General features: G+C 71.1%; 15 protein-coding genes. 11 read left to right on the top strand and 4 right to left on the bottom strand.

Annotated features, from left to right (window positions below):
* Positions 1 to 7 precede the first annotated feature (7 nt).
* The 10 genes from dapF (at position 8) to AB0L53_RS40650 (ending at position 13,400) form a co-directional block, all read left to right on the top strand.
* A complete protein-coding gene (gene dapF / locus AB0L53_RS40695; RefSeq protein WP_364006206.1) occupies positions 8 to 820 on the top strand; it encodes a diaminopimelate epimerase in 813 nt (270 codons plus the stop codon).
* Between the two features lie 51 nt (positions 821 to 871).
* Positions 872 to 1,627: a hypothetical protein gene (locus AB0L53_RS40690; protein WP_364006203.1), complete on the top strand. Its 756-nt coding sequence runs from the start codon at positions 872 to 874 to the stop codon at positions 1,625 to 1,627.
* Positions 1,628 to 1,646: 19 nt separating this feature from the next.
* Complete coding sequence (locus tag AB0L53_RS40685) at positions 1,647 to 3,923, top strand: tetratricopeptide repeat protein (RefSeq protein WP_364006200.1); 2,277 nt, start codon at positions 1,647 to 1,649, stop codon at positions 3,921 to 3,923.
* A 44-nt stretch (positions 3,924 to 3,967) separates the two neighbouring features.
* Entirely contained in the window at positions 3,968 to 4,726 is a 759-nt protein-coding gene (locus AB0L53_RS40680) for a glucose 1-dehydrogenase (RefSeq protein WP_364006197.1), read from the top strand.
* A 133-nt stretch (positions 4,727 to 4,859) separates the two neighbouring features.
* On the top strand, positions 4,860 to 5,222 hold the full coding sequence (locus tag AB0L53_RS40675) for a phosphomannose isomerase type II C-terminal cupin domain (protein ID WP_214638474.1): 363 nt from the start codon (positions 4,860 to 4,862) through the stop codon (positions 5,220 to 5,222).
* Positions 5,223 to 5,540: 318 nt separating this feature from the next.
* Entirely contained in the window at positions 5,541 to 7,988 is a 2,448-nt protein-coding gene (locus AB0L53_RS40670) for an FAD-dependent oxidoreductase (protein WP_364006194.1), read from the top strand.
* The gene (locus AB0L53_RS40665; RefSeq protein WP_364006191.1) at positions 7,985 to 9,187 is read left to right on the top strand and encodes a sarcosine oxidase subunit beta family protein; all 1,203 of its coding nucleotides are present in this window, start codon (positions 7,985 to 7,987) and stop codon (positions 9,185 to 9,187) included. Before AB0L53_RS40670 ends, AB0L53_RS40665 begins: the two co-directional genes overlap by 4 nt.
* Positions 9,187 to 9,435 (top strand): sarcosine oxidase subunit delta, encoded by a 249-nt coding sequence (locus tag AB0L53_RS40660; RefSeq protein ID WP_364006189.1) that lies wholly within the window; start codon positions 9,187 to 9,189, stop codon positions 9,433 to 9,435. The genes AB0L53_RS40665 and AB0L53_RS40660 overlap by 1 nt, the downstream gene beginning before the upstream one ends.
* Positions 9,432 to 12,668 (top strand): 2Fe-2S iron-sulfur cluster-binding protein, encoded by a 3,237-nt coding sequence (locus tag AB0L53_RS40655; protein WP_364006186.1) that lies wholly within the window; start codon positions 9,432 to 9,434, stop codon positions 12,666 to 12,668. The genes AB0L53_RS40660 and AB0L53_RS40655 overlap by 4 nt, the downstream gene beginning before the upstream one ends.
* Before the next feature lie 99 nt (positions 12,669 to 12,767).
* Complete coding sequence (locus AB0L53_RS40650) at positions 12,768 to 13,400, top strand: HNH endonuclease family protein (RefSeq protein WP_364006435.1); 633 nt, start codon at positions 12,768 to 12,770, stop codon at positions 13,398 to 13,400.
* A gap of 47 nt (positions 13,401 to 13,447) precedes the next feature.
* Here AB0L53_RS40650 and AB0L53_RS40645 read toward each other — a convergent pair whose 3' ends face one another.
* The 3 genes from AB0L53_RS40645 to AB0L53_RS40635 are packed head-to-tail and all read right to left on the bottom strand — an operon-like array spanning position 13,448 to position 15,710.
* Entirely contained in the window at positions 13,448 to 13,762 is a 315-nt protein-coding gene (locus tag AB0L53_RS40645; RefSeq protein WP_358436077.1) for a PepSY domain-containing protein, read from the bottom strand.
* 35 nt (positions 13,763 to 13,797) lie between these two features.
* Entirely contained in the window at positions 13,798 to 15,036 is a 1,239-nt protein-coding gene (locus tag AB0L53_RS40640) for a HAMP domain-containing sensor histidine kinase (RefSeq protein WP_358436074.1), read from the bottom strand.
* A complete protein-coding gene (locus AB0L53_RS40635) occupies positions 15,033 to 15,710 on the bottom strand; it encodes a response regulator transcription factor (RefSeq protein WP_358436071.1) in 678 nt (225 codons plus the stop codon). Before AB0L53_RS40635 ends, AB0L53_RS40640 begins: the two co-directional genes overlap by 4 nt.
* Positions 15,711 to 15,803: 93 nt before the next feature.
* On the opposite strand from AB0L53_RS40635, the gene AB0L53_RS40630 reads away from it, so the two are divergent.
* Entirely contained in the window at positions 15,804 to 16,232 is a 429-nt protein-coding gene (locus tag AB0L53_RS40630) for a hypothetical protein (protein ID WP_364006182.1), read from the top strand.
* Here the strand turns inward: AB0L53_RS40630 and AB0L53_RS40625 are convergent.
* Entirely contained in the window at positions 16,216 to 18,129 is a 1,914-nt protein-coding gene (locus AB0L53_RS40625; RefSeq protein ID WP_364006180.1) for a hypothetical protein, read from the bottom strand. The two genes, AB0L53_RS40630 and AB0L53_RS40625, sit on opposite strands and share 17 nt — an antisense overlap.
* Positions 18,130 to 18,188 lie beyond the last annotated feature (59 nt).

Raw genomic sequence — 18,188 nt, 5'->3', positions numbered from 1 at the left:
TGGTCAAATGCGCTTCCTCAAGGGTCACGGCACCGAGAACGATTTCGTCATCCTCCCTGACCCCGAGGGCGAGCTCGACTTGTCCGCCGTGCTGGTCGCCAAGATCTGCGAACGGCGCTCCGGGATCGGCGCCGACGGCGTCCTGCGCGTGGTCCGCACCAAGCTGAGCCCCGAGGTGGCCGACCAGGCCGCCACGGCCGAGTGGTTCATGGACTACCGCAACGCCGACGGCAGCATGGCCGAGATGTGCGGCAACGGCGCGCGCGTCTTCGCCCGCTACCTCGTCGAGACGGGGCTGGTCGGGGAGAGCGACTTCAGCGTGGCGACCAGGGGCGGCGTCAGGAAGATCCGCATCGAGGACAACGGCGACGTCACCGTCGACATGGGCAAGCCCGTCGTCCGCGGCCACAGCGTCACCACCGTCGCCGGTCACGAGTACGAAGGCGTCCACGTCGACATCGGCAACCCGCACCTGGCCTGCCCCATCGGCGACCCGGTCGTCCAGCTCGACCTGACCCACCAGCCCGGCTTCGACCCGGGGGTCTTCCCCAGCGGCGTCAACATCGAGCTGTTCAACGCGGTCGGCCCCAGCCGCGCGGTCATGCGCGTCTTCGAGCGCGGCTCGGGCGAGACCCGCTCCTGCGGCACCGGTACGGTCGCCACCGCCGTCGCGGCGGCGGGCCTGAGTGGGGAGACCACTGGCAAGTGGACGATCGAGGTGCCCGGCGGCACCGTCGTCGTCACGCTCACCGAGGAGACCAGCTACCTGACCGGCCCCGCTGTCATCGTCGCGGGCGGGAACCTGATGCTTGCAGAATGATGTTCTCCTGAGGGATGCTGAGTCCACTTGGTGAACCGAGGGAAGGTGGACATGGCGGACCCCAGAACCACGGCGGCGCGCGTCAAGGGCCCCATCGGCCAATACGGTGGCGGCTTCATGGTCTCCAGGGAGGCCAAGGCCCGCTGCGAGGAGTACGGTCTCGGCCCGCGCGAGTTCTACTTCCGCGGGCGCTGCGGGGTCCTCGGCGAGTGCGCGGCCGACGTCGTCACCTCCGTCGCGGTCTTCTTCCCCGCCGCCCACGTCGAGGAGAGCTGGTACGGCGGGCGCAAGCTGAGCGTCGAGCGCGCCGTCGAGATCTACACCGACGTCTGCCACGAGTGGGGGCGGCGCCGGCTCGGCGACTACGACGGCTGCGCCAGGCTCGCGGAGCTGCTCGAACCGGTCGTCGCCCAGGCCCCGGCCGCCGGGGCGCCGTTGTTCGCCGGGTGGCGGGCCGTACCCCTGCCTGACGACGCGCCCGCGCGGGCCACGCAGCTCATGCACGTCGTACGGGAGCTGCGAGGGGGGCTGCACGCCAACGCGGTGATCGCGGCGGGCCTCGACCCGCTGGAGGCGATGCTGGCGGCCGACCACGACGGCACTCCTTTCGGACACTCCACGGGTGAGGTGATGGCGAAGTTCTTCACGTGGCCGGAGCCGTACCAGAAGCCGAGTCCCGCTGTCGTCGCGAAAAGGGCCGCGGTCGAAGAGGCGACCGATGATCTGCTGGCATCTGTATTTTCGGTACTCAACAATGACGAATCGGACGAGCTCATCGAGCTTCTGCGTTTTGGGCACGGTGATTGACCTGGCAGACTGACTGCTCATGGACGTGGACATCTGGGCCTGGGTCGGTGAAACCCAGCAGCAGCTTTCTGAGGCGGGCAACGTGGGGCTCGCCATGGCGCTGGGAGACCTGCCCGCACAGGCCTACGAGGGGCGATACCCCCAGCTAGACGTGATGGCTCCGGCCATCGCCCAGCAGGCGGAGGCCCTGGAGCTCCCGTGGCTCGAGTTCTACGCCCGCTACTGGCACCTGCTCGGCCGCGTGGGCGACCGTGCGCAGGGTGCCGTCGCGATCGGTGACGCCGAGCACCTGCTGTCGTTCGCTCAGCGCGAAGAGGTGCGTGACTGCCCGGCAACCCCGGCCGCAGTAGAGGCGCTCGCCCTGGCGTGGGCCAACGCCGACGGTCCGGGCTACGCCGGCGAGCGCCTGGAGACGCTCGACGCGGTCATCCAGGACCTGGAGCCGGCCAACCCCGCCTACACCGGGCTGGTGACGCAATACGTCGCCGCGCTCATCGACGCGGGCCGCGCCGGAGAGGCCGTCACCTACGCGGAGACCGCCGTCGAGCGGCTGCGCGCCGCCGACCGCGAGGCCAGCTGGGAGCTCGGCGCCGAGAGCGCCCGCGCGCTGCTGGCCGCCGGGCGCGGGGAGGACGCGCTGGCCGCGCTGCAGGCCGCGGCCGACTTCCAGGCCGACGACCCGGTGTCCAAGGAGCGCAACGACGGCGTACGCCGCGCGCTGATCCTGGCCACGCTGGGCCGCATCGCCGAGGCCGTCGACGCGCTGCCCGACCTCGACGTGGTCGGCGAGCACCCGCGCTCGTGGGTCGAGTGGACGCACGCCGTCGCCAAGCTGGCCGGCTCCTCGCAGATCACCAACACCTGGCAGCTCGGCCGCGTGCTGCGCCAGTGGATCGACTACTACGGCATGATGGGCGGCTACCGCGCCCGCTTCGAGCTCTCACTGGTCGCCGGCGAGCTGGCCATCGCCAGGCAGGGCGTCTGGCAGGCGCGGCTGCTGGCCGACCTGGCCCAGTCGGCCGCCGCCGAGCTGCGCGACAGCACGGGCGTCGCTGAGCGGATCGCCGCCCTGCGCGCCGCCGCCGACGCGACGACCGAGCCGCCCGCGCCCTGCCCGGTCGAGGAGCGGGTCGCCTACTTCGACGCCGCCGACGGCCACAACGCCGACCCCGAGCGGTGGACCGGCTGGCTGGCCCCGCGCTCCGGCGAGGACCTGGAGACCACCCGCCGCCACACCACCACGCTCGGCTTCCTCGGCTACCCGGCGACGGGCGCCGACATCTATTGGAAGCTGCTGGTCGACTCCGGCGACATCGCCACCGCCGACCCCGACGACGTCTCCACGCTGACCACGCTGCTCATCGAGGCCCGCCAGGACGAGCGGCTGGAGCAGATGGCGGCGCTGCTGCCGCACGACACCCAATACCTCGCGATGGCCCGTCTCCACAGCGCCCGCGAGCGCTGGCCGGAGGCGCTGGAGGCGGCCGAGCACGCCGTGGCCGCCGGGGGCGGCGTCGAGGCGCGCCGCCTGGTCGCCACCGCGGCCCAGCAACTCGACGACAACGCCAAGGGCGCCAAGGCGCTGCTCGAAGTGATCGACGAGATCACCGAAGAGGACACCTGGCGCATGATCGTCATGGCCACCTCGAGCGAGGACTGGGACATCGTCCGCAAGGGCACGGCCAAGATCGGCATGCCGGTCAAGTCGACCGAGGGGCCGATCGAGGAGGAGATGGGCCTGATCCGGGTCATCCTCCCCGCGCCCGACGGCGGCCAGCGCCAGATCCTGTCCATCCGCACCGGCCCGGCCACCGCCCGGCTCGCCTTGCCGCAGCCGCGCGGCATGGACTACAACGCCGGCGACCTGGTCGTGTTCGACCCGCAACTGCTGGAGCCGGTCCCCGACGACCCCGAAGAGCAGCAGAACTTCGTGCCGCCCTTCGCCGCGGTCCGCGTCCTCCGCCCCGGCGGCTACACCAGCTACTTCTTCGACGGCGCCGCGCCGAGCGAGGAGGACTGGGCGGAGTTCACTGAGGTCATGGCCGAGCGCGGCTGGCCGATGTGGGTCTACAGCGACGAGAACTACATGGTCACCCACCCGACCGGCGGCGAGCCGCTGCCCGGCGTGTTCGGCTGGGTCGCGGTGCCGCCGGACGTGTCGGCGACCGAGGTCGACGCCCTGCTCGACGACGCCACTGAGCGCTGGTCGCACCCGCTGGCCTGGCTCGACCTGGCCAAGGAGGTCGACGTGGAGGTCGAGCGCCACGAGCGGATCGTCAAGGAATACGGTCTCTAGGATTCTGCAACGCTTGAGCCTCGACAAGGATTACGGTCTCTAGGATGCTGCAACGCTTCAGCCTCGACGGGAAGGTCGCCATCGTCACCGGCGCGTCGTCGGGGCTGGGCGTGGCCTTCGCCCGCGGGCTGGCCGAGGCCGGGGCCGACATCGTGATCGGGGCCCGGCGGCAGGATCGGCTGGACGAGACGCGGCGGCTGGTCGAGGAGACCGGCCGCCGGTGCCTGGCTGTGCGAACCGACGTGACCAAGGTCGAGGACTGCCAGGCGCTGGTCGCCGCGGCCGTGGAGACCATGGGCGCGGTCGACGTGCTGATCAACAACGCCGGCGTCGGCACCGCCGTGCCGGCGCTGCGGGAGACGCCGGAGGAGTTCCGGCAGGTGGTCGACATCAACCTGCACGGCACGTACTGGATGGCGCAGGCGTGCGCGCGGGTGATGCGGCCCGGCTCGTCGATCGTCAACATCGGCAGCATCCTGGCGGAGACGACGGCCGGGCTGCCGCAGGCCGCCTATAGCGCGTCGAAGGCGGCGGTGATCGGGCTGACCCGGGACCTGGCGCAGCAGTGGACGGGGCGGCGGGGGATCCGGGTCAACTGTCTGGAGCCCGGGTTCTTCGCCTCGGAGATGACGGTGCAGTTCAAGGCCGACTACATGGAGCGGATGGTGGCGCAGCGGGTGGTCATGGGCCGGGTGGGGGAAGCGGCGGAGCTGGTGGCCGCGGCGGTCTTCCTGGCGAGTGACGCGTCGTCGTACATCACGGGCGTCGTCCTGCCCGTCGACGGCGGCATCCTCATCACCTGACCAACTCGTCTGGCCGTCCTGTGTCGGGCTACGCGTCGTCCGGCCGTGCGTTGCCAGGCCGCTTACCGCCTGATCAGGGGACGCCTGGTAGTTTGAGCGCGGGTTTATGGCGTGACTTTTCCATGGAGGGGCGATGCAGGACATCGACAGGCTGGCGGCTGTGATCCGTGATGAGCGGCCGTGGGGTGGGTTCGAGCGGTTCACCCTCAACGAGGTGTCCACCGTTAAGATCATCGAGGTCTCGCCGGGGCAGCGGCTGAGCCTGCAGCGTCATGAGCACCGCTCCGAGCTGTGGGTGGCGCTCGACCCGGGGTGCGTGTTCGAGGTGGACGGGAAGCGCATCGAGCCCGCTGTGGGGGATCGGGTGCTGATCCAGCAGGGGCAGACGCACCGGCTCAGCTCGTCCGGGCCCGCGACGCGGATCCTCGAGATCGCCTTCGGTCACTTCGACGAGGACGACATTGAGCGCCTTGAGGACTCGTACGGGCGCTCGTAGCCGCCCGGCTCTCCCATCATGAGGGGTCCCGCCTTTTCAGGCGGGATCCTCTTTTTTTACGGCAGAGCACGGTGGGCCCCACCCCCGCACGGGGCCGGAGACTGTCCAGGGACACGCTCCTCCGGTGGAGCGCGCTGGGCGCCGTGACGTGCGCGTTCTGGGCCCCGTCCGTGGTCCGGTCGAGAGCCGGTGTCGATTCGTATGCCCCTCCTCGGGCGACATGTGACCTTGCCGGGGCCTTGTCCGGGGGTGCGGTGGGCTCTATGTTCGTTGCGTAGTCCGGTGCTTGTTGCGTATTAGGGAACAACCGGAGGGCGCATGGTGAGCCGGCCTCGTTTGGTGATCATTGGAGCCGGCATCGTGGGCTGTGCCCTGGCCGACGAGCTCACCGAGCGGGGGTGGACCGATGTCACTGTCGTCGATCAGGGGCCCTTGTTCGCCGCCGGCGGGTCGAGCTCGCATGCTCCCGGACTCGTGTTCCAGACGAACCCATCCAAGACCATGACCGAGTTCGCCTCCTATACCGTGCGCAAGTACAGCGGACTGGCCCTCGCCGGGCGGCCCTGCTTCGACCAGGTCGGCGGCCTGGAAGTGGCCACCACCAACGAGCGGTGGACGGACCTGCACCGCAAGCAGGGATGGGCCGAGTCCTGGGGTGTCGAGGGCCGGTTGGTCGACGCCGACCAGTGCGTGGAGCTCTGGCCGATGCTCGACAGGGGCAAGGTGCTGGGCGGCTTCCACGTCCCCACCGATGGGCTGGCCGCGGCCGTGAGCTGCGGTGAGGCGCAGGCGCGGCGGGCGATCGAGCGGGGTGCCAGGTTCCTGCCGCACCACACGGTCGTGGGCGTCGAACAGGGGGGCGGCCGGGTGACCGGCGTCGCCGTCGAGGTCCGCCGGCCGGAGTCGCGCGAGGTCGAGTATCGGGTGCTGGCCGCCGACGTGGTCGTGTGCGCCGCCGGGTTCTGGGGGCCGGCGATCGGGCGGCTGGCGGGGCTGACCGTGCCGCTGCTGCCGCTGGCCCACCAGTACGCCAAGGCGCGGACGCCAGGCGTGCCGGACGGGCCCATCCTGCGGCACCAGGACCGCGACCTGTACTTCCGCGGCCATGGCGACCGCATCGGGATCGGCTCCTACGCGCACCGGCCGATGCCGGTCCGGCAGGACGAGATCGGGCCCAAAGGCACGGTGATGCCCTCGGTGCAGGCGTTCACCGAGGAGGACTTCGATCCCGCGTGGCGGGACGCGGTCGAGCTGATGCCGGCGCTCAAGGAGTCCACGTACGAGGACGGCATCAATGGGATCTTCTCCTTCACCCCCGACGGGTTCCCGCTGATCGGCGAGGCGCCGCACCTGGACGGGTTCTGGCTGGCCGAGGCCGTCTGGGTCACCCACTCGGCGGGCGTGGCCAGGGCGGTGGCCGAACTGCTCGTCGACGGGCGGTCCAGCTTCGATCTGCACGAATGCGAGCTGAGCCGGTTCGAGCCGGTGCAGCTGTCGCCCGCGTACGTCGAGGAGCGCGGTAAGCAGAACTTCGTCGAGGTCTACGACGTCATCCACCCGCTCCAGCCGATGGAGTCGCCGCGGCCGATGCGGACCAGCCCGTTCTATGTCAGGCAGCGCGAGCTGGGCGGCTACTTCCTGGAGGCGGCCGGCTGGGAGCGTCCGCACTGGTTCGAGGCGAACCTGCCGCTGCTGGAAGAGAACCTGGTGCCGCAGTACGACAGCCAGGCAGCCGAGGCGCTGCTCGGCGTGGCCCAGCGGGACCAGTGGGCCAGCCGCTACTGGTCGCCGGTCGCCGCCGCGGAGTCGTACGCGACCCGGGAGAACGTGGCGCTTTACGACATGACCTCGCTCAAGCGGATCGAGGTCGGCGGGCCAGGATCGGCGGCGTTCCTGCAGTACCTGACCACGAACAACGTCGACAAGAAGCCCGGCTCGGTCACCTACTCGCTGCTCCTGGACGCGAGCGGCGGCGTGCGCTCCGACCTCACGGTGGCGCGGCTGGCGGAGGACCGGTTCCAGATCGGCGCCAACGGCAACCTCGACCTCGACTGGCTGACCCGCCACGCCCCCGGCGGCGTTTACGTCCGGGACATCACGCCCGGCACCTGCTGCGTCGGCGTCTGGGGGCCGAAAGCCAGGGAGCTCCTTCAGCCCCTCACGGACATGGACCTGTCCCATGAGGGCTTCCGCTACTTCAGCCTCAAGACCGGATATGTCGGGCACGTCCCGGTGACCGCGATGCGCGTCTCCTACGTTGGCGAGCTCGGCTGGGAGCTCTACACCAGCGCCGACCTGGGCCTCAAGCTCTGGGACACACTCTGGGCGACGGGCCTGCCGGTCGCCGGGGGCAGGGCCGCGTTCAACAGCCTCCGGCTGGAGAAGGGCTATCGGCTCTGGGGCGTCGACATGACCCCTGTGCACAACCCGTACGAGGCGGGGCTGGCCTTCGCCGTCAAGGACGGCAAGGACTTCCTCGGCCGGGACGCGCTGTCCACCGAGATCACCCGCAAGCTGGTCCCGCTGCTCAGCGCGGAGGTCGTGATGGGCAAGGAGCCGGTACGGCACGCGGGCCGCACGGCCGGTTACGTGACGAGCGCCGCCTACGGGCACACGATCCGGCGGCCGATCGCGTACGCCTGGCTGCCGATCGAGCTGACCACCCCCGGGACGCATGTCGATATTTCGTACTTCGGGCGGTGTGTTCCGGCCGAAGTCGCCACCGAGCCTTTGTTCGACCCCAAGATGGAGAAGATCAGAAGGTGACCCACCCGGACTTTCTCTGGCGCAACCCCGACCCCAGGCCCGCCTATGACGTGGTCATCGTCGGCGGCGGCGGGCACGGCCTGGCCACCGCCTACTACTTGGCCAAGAACCACGGGATCACGAACGTCGCCGTATTGGAGAAGGGCTGGCTGGCCGGCGGCAACATGGCGCGCAACACCACGATCATCCGCTCCAACTACCTGTGGGACGAGAGCGCCGCCATCTACGAGCACTCGCTCAGGCTGTGGGAGGGTCTCAGCGAGGAGCTGGACTACGACCTTCAGTTCAGCCAGCGCGGCGTGCTCAACCTGGCGCACAACCTGGGCGACGTGCGCGAGGGCAGGCGGCGGGTCAACGCCAACCGGCTCAACGGCGTCGACGCCGAGTGGCTGGACGCCGACGAGGTCAAGAAGTTCTGCCCGGTCATCAACGTCTCCGAGCGCGCCCGCTACCCCGTGATGGGCGCCACGCTGCAACGGCGGGGTGGCATCGCCAAGCACGACCACGTCGCCTGGGCTCTGGCCCGCAAGGCCGACGCCTATGGCATCGACCTCATCCAGGGCTGTGAGGTCACCGGCTTCGAGATCACCGGGAACCGGGCGGTGGCCGTACAGACGTCCCGGGGGCGGATCGCGGCCGGGAAGATCGCGCTCGCGTCCGCCGGGCACACCTCGGTGCTCGCGGCCGAGGCCGGGATCCGGCTGCCGCTCCAGTCGCATCCCCTGCAGGCACTGGTGTCGGAGCTGCTGGAACCGGTGCTCGACTGCGTGGTGATGTCGAACGCCGTACACGTCTACGTGAGCCAGGCGCACAAGGGCGAGCTGGTCATGGGCGCGGGCATCGACTCCTACAACTCCTACGGTCAGCGGGGCGCCTTCCACGTCATCGAGGCGCAGATGGCGGCGGCTCTGGAGCTGTTCCCGATCTTCAGCCGGGTGCGGGTGCTGCGAACCTGGGCCGGCATCGTGGACGTCTCGCCCGACGCCTCGCCGATCATCGGGCGTACCCCGGTGGACGGGCTGTTCGTCAACGCGGGCTGGGGAACCGGCGGCTTCAAGGCCACGCCGGGCTCCGGGTGGGTGTACGCGCATACGATCGCGCACGGCGAGCCGCATCCGCTCGCCGAGCCGTTCGCGCTGGAGCGGTTCACCACCGGGGCGCTCATCGACGAGCACGGCGCGGCGGCGGTGGCGCACTGATGCTGCTCATCGACTGCCCCCACTGCGGGCCCCGCGACGAGAACGAGTTCCATTACGGCGGGCAGGCCGGCATCGCCTACCCCGAGACGCCCGCCACCGCCACGGACGAGGAGTGGGCAGAGTACGTGTTCCTGCGGGACAACCCCAAGGGCTGGTTCGACGAGCGCTGGTTCCACGTGCACGGCTGCCGGACCTGGTTCACGCTCCGGCGGCACACCGCCACTCACGAGTTCTGGAAGGCGCCATGACCCGTCTGGACAGGGGCGGTCTGGTGGACCGCTCTGTCGTGCTGCCGTTCAGCTTCGACGGTCGCCGCATGGAGGGGCATCCCGGCGACACGCTCGCCTCCGCGCTGCTGGCGAACGGCGTGCGCGTGGTCGGCCACAGTGTCGAGCTGGGCCGCCCGCGCGGCGTCTTCTCCGCCGGTCCTGAGGAGCCGAACGCCCTGGTCCGCGTGGGCGCCGACCCGATGCTGGCGGCCACCACCGTGGAGTTGTACGAGGGGCTGGCGGCGTGGAGCCTGCGCGGCAAGGGCCGGGTGGACCCGCACGCGACCGACGATCGCCGCTGCGACAAGGGCTACCTGCACTGTGACGTCCTGGTGGTCGGCGGCGGCCCCGCCGGGCTGGCCGCCGCGCTCAGCGCCGGGGTGGCGGGCGCCCGGGTGATCCTCGTCGACGACCAGCCCCGGCTCGGCGGCGACCTGCTCAACAGCCGGGTCCGCCTGGACGGCGCCCGCGCGCTCGATTGGGTGGCCCTGGTACGCGCCCGGCTGGCGTCCATGCCCGACGTCCGGGTGCTCACCAGGACCACGGCGATCGGCTACTACGACCACAACTACGTGGTGGCCGTCGAGCGCCGCCCCCGGGGTGAGCGGTTGTGGCATCTGCGCGCGGCCCAGGTCGTCCTGGCGACCGGCGCGCAGGAGCGCTCGCTCGCTTTCCCCGGCAACGACCGGCCCGGCGTGATGCTCGCCTCGGCCGCCCGAACCTACGTCAACCGGTTTGGCGTACGGCCCGGCCGCCGGGCGGTCGTCTTCGCCTGTACGGACTCGGGCTACGAGGCGGCGCGCGACCTGCGGGCGGCCGGGGTCGAGATCGCCGCCATCATCGACCCGCGCCCGCGAGCCGGTGCCGACGAGCTCGCCGAGCAGGTCGCCACGGGGGCCAGCGCCGAGATCATCACCGGAACCGTCACTGGGACCGTCGCGGATGCCGACGGTCTGCTCACCGAGGTCCTGGTCGGCGACCGGCGCTTCGAGGCCGACCTGCTGGCCGTCGCCGGCGGCTGGAACCCGGTCGTCCACTTGTTCAGCCAGTCGCAGGGCCGGACCGTGTTCGACGAGGAGGCGCAGGCGTTCGTGCCCGGCGTCTCCGCCCAGGCCGAACGCTCCGCCGGTGCCTGCCGGGGCCGCTACGGCACGGCGGAGGCCATCCAGGACGGCTACGCGGCGGGCTGCCAGGCGGCCCGGCCGACGGGCAAGAGGCAGGGAGGCGGCTTCCGCGTACCGGAGACCGACGAGCTTCCCCTGCGGCCCCCGGCGGCGCTCTGGGTGGTGGACCCGCAGTCCACCGACGCCTTCGCCGATCTGCATCGAGATGTGACCGTGGCCGACCTCGCCAGGGCCGCGGGGACCGGCATGCGGTCCGTGGAGCACGTCAAGCGCTACACCACCGCCGGAACCGGCGCCGACCAGGGCAAGACGTCGGGCGCCGTGGTGGCGGGGGTGATGTCCGCGCTGCTGGGTGCCGCCCCGGGGCAGGTGGGTACGACCACCTTCCGCCCGCCGTACACACCTGTCTCCTTCGCCACGCTCGCCGGACGTGACCGGGGCGCGCTCTCCGACCCGGTCAGGACGACCGCGCCGCACGCCTCGCACGTCGCGCGGGGCGCGGTGTTCGAGGACGTCGGGCAGTGGAAGCGGCCCCGCTACTTCCCGCTCGACGGCGAGACGATGGAGCAGGCGGTGCTGCGCGAGTGCCGGGCGGCCCGTACGGGTGTCGCCGCCATGGACGCCTCCACGCTCGGGAAGATCGACGTCAGGGGCGCCGACGCGGGGGAGTTCCTCGACCGGATCTACACGAACGTGTACTCCACGCTGCCCGTTGGCTCGTGCCGCTATGGGGTGATGTGCACCGCCGACGGGATGGTGTTCGACGACGGCACGACCACGCGGCTGGCCGACGATCGCTACCTGATGACCACGACCACCGGCAACGCGGCGGCCGTGCTCGACTGGCTGGAGGAGTGGCGGCAGACCGAGTGGCCGGGGCTTGAAGTGTCGTTCACGTCCGTGACAGATCACTGGGCGACGGTCGCGGTCGTGGGACCGAAGGCGCGGGAGATCATCGGGCTGATCGCGCCGGGGGCCGAGGAGCTGGCGTTCATGACGTACGCGGCCACGAGTGTGCTGGGCGTCGACGGGCGGGTGTTCAGGATCAGCTTCTCCGGCGAGCTGGCCTACGAGGTAAATGTGCCCTGGTGGTACGGCAGAGCGCTCTGGGAGACCGTGCTGGACCTGGGCGCGGTGCCGTACGGGACCGAGACCATGCACGTGCTGCGGGCCGAGAAGGGGTTCGCCATCGTCGGCCAGGAGACCGACGGCACGGTCACCCCGCAGGACCTCGGCATGTCGTGGCTGGTGTCGAAGCGCAAGCCCGACTTCGTGGGCAAGCGCTCGCACGCGCGACCCGACACCGCCCGCGACGGGCGCAAGCGGCTGGTGGGGCTGCTCGCCGACGATCCGGCCGCGTTCGTGGCGGAGGGCGCCCAGGTCGTGGGCCCGACCGGGCCGATGCTTGGGCATGTGACGTCCAGCTACCTGAGCGCGGCGCTCGGGCGGAGTTTCAGCCTGGCCATGGTCCATGGCGTGGCCGTCGGCGACCGGCTCTCGGCGGTGTCGGGGGAGGCGGCCGTGCCCGTGACGGTGGTCGAGCCGGTCTTCTACGACCCGGACAACACCCGGCGCGACGGTGATCCGGCTGCGCGGCCGGTTGCCGGGCGGGTGGAAGGTTGCCGGAAGGAGAGCCCGGCGGCGGCGTTCGCCGACCGCTTCGAGGCGGCCGGTTCCGAGCGGGTACGCCTGCGTGAGGTGCCCTTCGTGCGGATGTGGGAGGTTCGCGGGGCTGATCCGGGCGTGGGGCTGCGACTGGGACCCGACTGGTGGCTCGTCACAGAGGACACCGAAGAGCGGCCCGGGTGGGTGGATGTGTCGGGGCAGCGGACCGTGCTGGAGCTCACGGGGCCGGGCGCGCTGGACGTCCTGATCACCGGCTGCCCGATCGACCTGCACCCGGCGGTGTTCCCGGGGCACGCCCAGACCCTGCTGGGCAAGGCGGCCGTCCTGCTCGAACGGTTCTCCGATCCGGAAGGTCCGGAAGGTCCGGAAGGTTCGGAAGGGGAGGGCGGCTACCGGATCTATGTGCGTTCGTCCTACGCCGCCTACCTCGCCGAATGGTTGCTTGACGCACTTGAGGGATAAATAGGCGCTTAGGGGTAATTGCTCTACCTAGACTTTACGAAAACTTGAGTCTGGGGGTGGAGCGTGCGGCTTCGGGTGGGTTTGGCCGGTTTGGCCACAGTGGGATTGCTCGCGGGATGCGGGCAGCTGGATGCGCAGACACCTAAAGCCGACACGGGCAAGGCTTCGTCGGCCGACGTGGGGGACGCTCGCAAGAAGCTGGCCAAGCTCGCCGTCAAAGGTCGCGCGCCGCGTACCGGCTTCGAGCGGGAGAAGTTCGGCCCGGCATGGGCGGACGTCGACCACAACGGCTGCGACACGCGTAACGACATCTTGAAGCGCGACCTGAAGGACGAGACGTTCAAGTCGGGCACGCACGACTGCATCGTCCTCACCGGCGTGCTGGACGACCCCTACAGCGGTAAGACCATCACGTTCAAGCGCGGCCAGGACACCAGCACCGCCGTGCAGATCGACCACCTGATCCCGCTGTCGGACGCCTGGCAGAAGGGCGCGCAGCAGTGGACGGCGGACAAGCGCAAGGAGTTCGCCAACGACCCGATGAACCTGATGGCCGTGGACGGGCCGCTCAACGGGCAGAAGAGCGACTCCGACGCCGCGACCTGGCTGCCGCCCCGCAAGGCGTACCGCTGCACCTACATCGCCAAGCAGATCGACGTGAAGGCGAAGTACGACCTGTGGCTGACCACCGGTGAGAAGGACGCGATGACCGGCATCCTGGACTCCTGCTGACGATCCGGGCGCGCCGCCTCGAAGAGGAGGCGCGCCCGGCCGGCGCGTCAGTCGTCGTCGTCCGTACGGTCGGTGCTCTGGCTCAGGACCTTCCCCGTGGCCGCGTCGACGTCGAGTTCGTGGTCCACGTTGCCCTTGACCACCTCCACCTCCCACACGTCCGGCCGGTTCCCGCGGCCGTCGTAGGAGACCTCCTTGACCCACGCGCCGGGAACCTGCTGGTGCGCGATCTCGATGGCCCGCTCGGCCGTGACCTTGGGAGCCGCGGCGGTGGTCGTGGCGGCGGCGTAGGCGGCACCGCCACCCGCGACGAGGACGACGGCTCCGGCACCTGCTGCGACGAACTTGGTGATTGTGTTCATGCCCCAACGCAATCGTGATCGCCGGTAAGGCCGCGCTAAGCCCCGGTTAACGTCACCTCCACCACCGCCCCGCCCCTGGACGGAGCCGAGACCGACAGCCGCCCGCCCGCGTCCTCGGCCGTGCGCCGGGCGATGTCCAGGCCGAGCCCGGTGGATCCGCCTGCGCTGTTGCCCCGTTCGAGGAGCGCCTGGTCGAAGCCGGGGCCCTCGTCGGCGACCGTCAGCACGGCTCCGGGAGGGCGGGCCGCCAGCCGTACGGACAGGGCGGCTCCTTCGGGAGTGTGCGCGAACACGTTGCCGAGCAGCGCGTCCACACAGGCGGCGAGTTCCTCCGCGCGGACCACCACGGGGAGCGGGCCGGGCGGCAGATCCACCTCGACGGCCCGTCCCTGGTCCTCCGCGAGCACCGACCAGAACCGCACCCGCTCCCGCACCACCGCCGCCGCGTCGCACCCCGCCCGGTCGGCCGCGCGGCGGCGGGCGTCGGTGATGACCGCGCTGACGGCCCGCTCCAGGGCATCCACGCGGGCCCCGACGCGTTCCGCCTCCTCAGGGTCGCGCATCGATTCCACGTCCAGCCTGAGACCGGTCAGGGGGGTGCGCAGCCGGTGCGACAGGTCTGCCACCGACTCCCGCTCGGCAGCCAGCAGCTCGTCGATCCGCCCGGCCAGGTGGTTCAGCGCGAGCGCCACCGAGCGCACCTCCGGCGGGCCGCCCGGCTCCGCCCGCGCGGCCAGGTCGCCACCCGCCAGCCGGTGCGAGACCTTGGCCAGCCCGTCGATCGGCCTGGTGACGGCGAGCGCCAGCCGGTCGGCCAGGACGATGCCCAGCACCATCAGCGCCAGGCCGATCACCAGCAGCGCCAGCCACGCCTCGCGGACCCCGCGCAGCAGTTCCGCGTCGTCCGCGAACGCCCTGATCACCACCGTTCCCTCCGGCGAGCGCACCGAGACGAGCACCTCCCTGCCGCCCGGGGCCTCGGCGGTGACGCTACGGCCGGTCGTGGCCAGCCGTACCGCGTCAGAGCGGGGCGCGGCCGGGCCGAGCGTCCTCCGGTCGGGCATGAACACCGTCACGGGGCGGGAGACCTGCGCCACCGCGAGCTCCAGGTCGGGCGTGCCGACCGCGACGGCGACCGACTCGGCGGCGGCGGTGGCGCGGTTCATGGCGCCGTTCTCGGCCACGGAGCGGATCAGCAGCGCCATCGGCACCAGCAGCGCGATCAGCGCGACCGAGGTGGTCGCGGCCACCAGCAGCGCCAGCCAGCGCCTCACGACGGTTCGACCAGCTTGACCCCGACGCCCCGCACCGTGTGCAGGTAACGCGGTTCCGCGGCGGTCTCGCCGAGCTTCCTGCGCAGCCATGACAGGTGCACGTCGACGGTCTTGTCCGCCCCGCCGTACGGGAGCTGCCACACCTCGGTCAGCAGTTCCCGCTTGGTGACCACCTCACCGGGCCGGGCGGCGAGATAGCGCAGCACGTCGAACTCGCGCGGCGTCAGGTCCAGTTCCTCGCCGCCGAGCGTGGCGACCCGCGCACGCGGGTCGACGCACAGCCCGCCGACCTCCAGCGGCTCGGGCGCGGAGTCGCCCGCGCGGCGCAGCACGGCCCTGATCCGGGCGTCGAGCTGCGCGGAGCTGTACGGCTTGACCACGTAGTCGTCGGCACCCGCGTCGAGCACCGGCACCATCTCGGCATCCCCGTCACGGGCGGTGGCGACGATCACCGGCACCCGGCTCACCGCCCGCAGCATGCGCAGCAGGTCCACGCCGTCGAGGTCGGGCAGCCCCAGATCGAGCACGATCAGGTCGGGCCGGTCCTCGACGGCCAGCCGCAACCCGTCCAGGGCCGTGGGGGAGGAGGAGACGGCATGGCCGAGCTCCCGCAGACCGCGGCTCAGTGCCGTGCGGATCGCCACGTCGTCCTCGATGAGCAGGATGTCAGCCATATATGGCAACGGTAGAGGATGCCAGGACACGGGCAGGGCCGCCTTATCGTGGCGTTAACCCGGCCTTATCCGGAGAGGGGGGAAGCTGGCGTGGTGAAGCGACTCGTACTGGCCTGGGCCGCCACCGCGCTCGCCGCGACGGGTGCGGCCGTGGCGGTGCTCGGGCTGCTCGGCGGAGTGTTCACCGGCACGTCCGGGCGGGTGCTGAGCCAGAGCGAGATCCGCGCCGCCCTCGCCACCGCTACTGTGCGGGCGCCCGGGACCGCCGCCCCGAAGACGTCCGCGGGTTCGCGTGGCGGCAAGGTCATCCGTACGGCCGGCGGCACCGTGATCGCCTCCTGCGTGGGCGGCCGGGTGACGCTGCGCTCGTGGAGCCCCGCCCAGGGCTACTCCGTCGACGACGTCGACCCGGGCCCCCGGCAGGAGGCCATGGTCGAGTTCGACGCCGACGAGGACGAAGGCGCCGACGTCGACGTGCGGATCGGCTGCTCGGGCGACCAGCCGGTCACGCTTCCGCGCTGAGCGCGGCCTTCGTAAGCTCGGCCTGCCGCCTGATCTGCCCCATGACGATGGGGTTGACCCCCTTGGCCTGGAACAGCGCGACCATCTTGTCCATCACCGCGTTCGCCCGATCGAGGTCGCCCTGCCGGGCTTCGGCCCTGGCCAGGCGGCGCAGCACCATGTTCAGGGTGATGTTGTCGACGCTGGCGTCACGGGCGACCGCGGTGAGCTGCTCGATGCCCTGCTTGAGGTCCGGCGGCCGGATCCGTACCTGCTTGGCGGCGGTGATCGCCTTGAACTCCCGCTCGGCGTTGAGCCCCTTGACCATCCGGGCATAGACGGCCAGCGGGTGGCCGCCGTACCTGCCGATCACCTCGTCCAGCGCCCGGTTGCCCGAGCTCAGCGTCGGCGAGTCGGAGCCGAGCAGCGAGAACAGCTTGCCCTGCTCGTCGCCGAGCATCAGCTCGGCCACCCGGTGGTCGTCCGCGCCGACCGGGTAACGCACCTTGACCAGGCAGGCGGGGGAGACGATGCGGGATCCGTCGGCGGCGATGTACTGGCCGCGCACCTGGTACTCGCCGGGTTGCTGGAAGTAGTGCCCGTCGCGGCCGTGCCCGATGTAGGCGCTGCGGTACATGGCCGGGTTGCCCGAGTCGAGCCGGATGTCGGGTGAGGTGTCGACGCAGTGCCGCATCATCGGCCGGTAGAGCACGGTCCTGCCGGTCGGCTGGGTGATGGTGACCTGGGTGAACTCGGTGTCGGGGTGGAGGTGGCCGTGTGTGGTGCGCGGCTCCCCGGCCGTGGACAGCTTCAGCTCCACCACGACGGGCTCGCCGAAGCCGAACGACTCCTTGGCCCGCAGTTCGAGCCGCAGCCCTGACTGGTCCACGACCGGCTGCTCGAAGGGCGCGATGTCGGCGGCGCCCGTGCCGAAGGCGTTCGCGCCCATGGCCACGTCCCGGTAGAAACCATGGCGAAGGTGGACGAGCTCGGGGTCGGTGAACTGGAAGGGGAAGGCGGCCCAATAGCCTTGCTCGCCGCCTGGTTGGTAGTTCTGAACGTAGTTCATCCACGACAGGTCGCCGAAGCCGCCGTTCGGGCCGAGCGGCTGGGGTGGGTTGCCCAGGTTCTTCTGCCACGAGTGCAGCAGGTTGAAGGCGTGGCCGAGTTCGTGCACGTATGTGCGCAGCTGCGCGCGTTGCGCCTGCGGGGTCCGGCCTTTGATCGCGTCGTAGAAGACCGCGGACCCCTGCCGCTGGTGCGCGTCGTCGTAGTCGAACATGATGCCCCGGTAGCCGCCCACGTGCTTGCTGGCCACCAGCAGCCACACCCGCCAGGCCGGTATGTCCCCGAACGCGCTGAACTGCTGCGTCATCGCGTGATGCAGCTCGGCGTCGTCCCACGCCAGGTCCGCGCCCGACCCGTCGACCGGGATCACCCCGGGCGGGTTGACGGTCAGGCGGATCCCCGCCTCGTCGTACGCGGCGGCCACGCTCAGCTCCCTCGCCGGTGAGCCGGTCGGGCCGGGCAGGGTCCCGGTGTCGTACCTCTCGAACGGCTCGGTGCCCGCCACCGAGTCCTGTTCCAGCAGCACGGTCCGGAAGTGGCGGCCGGAGAACGTCAGCTGATAGCTCTGACCGGCGACCTGGGCGGTGCCCACCGTGCCGCTGATCGCGACCGTCACGTCCTTGGCCGGGGTGTCGAAGGAGAACGTCCCGCGCCCGGTGATCTTCGTCCCCGCGCCCTCGGCCACCGCCGCGGCCGTGTTCACCACGAACGAGCCGGCGTAGGACGTGGTCGCGCCGGCCGTGGTGAACAGGTCCCCGCTCACCCGCCCCGTGGGCCGCGCCCCGTCCACGTCCACCCGGAGTTCGAGGCGCGAGTCTCCGTCCGTACCCTGATACAGCCCACTGATCACGGGGTGCCCCCTGGCGAGATGGATGCGGTTACAGGGGACACTTCTCCCACCGGGGGATC

The sequence above is a fragment of the Nonomuraea sp. NPDC052129 genome (assembly GCF_040680095.1).
Lineage (GTDB): Bacteria > Actinomycetota > Actinomycetes > Streptosporangiales > Streptosporangiaceae > Nonomuraea.
Note: the sequence above shows the minus strand (reverse complement) of the source record. Positions and strands in the feature narration are given on the sequence as shown.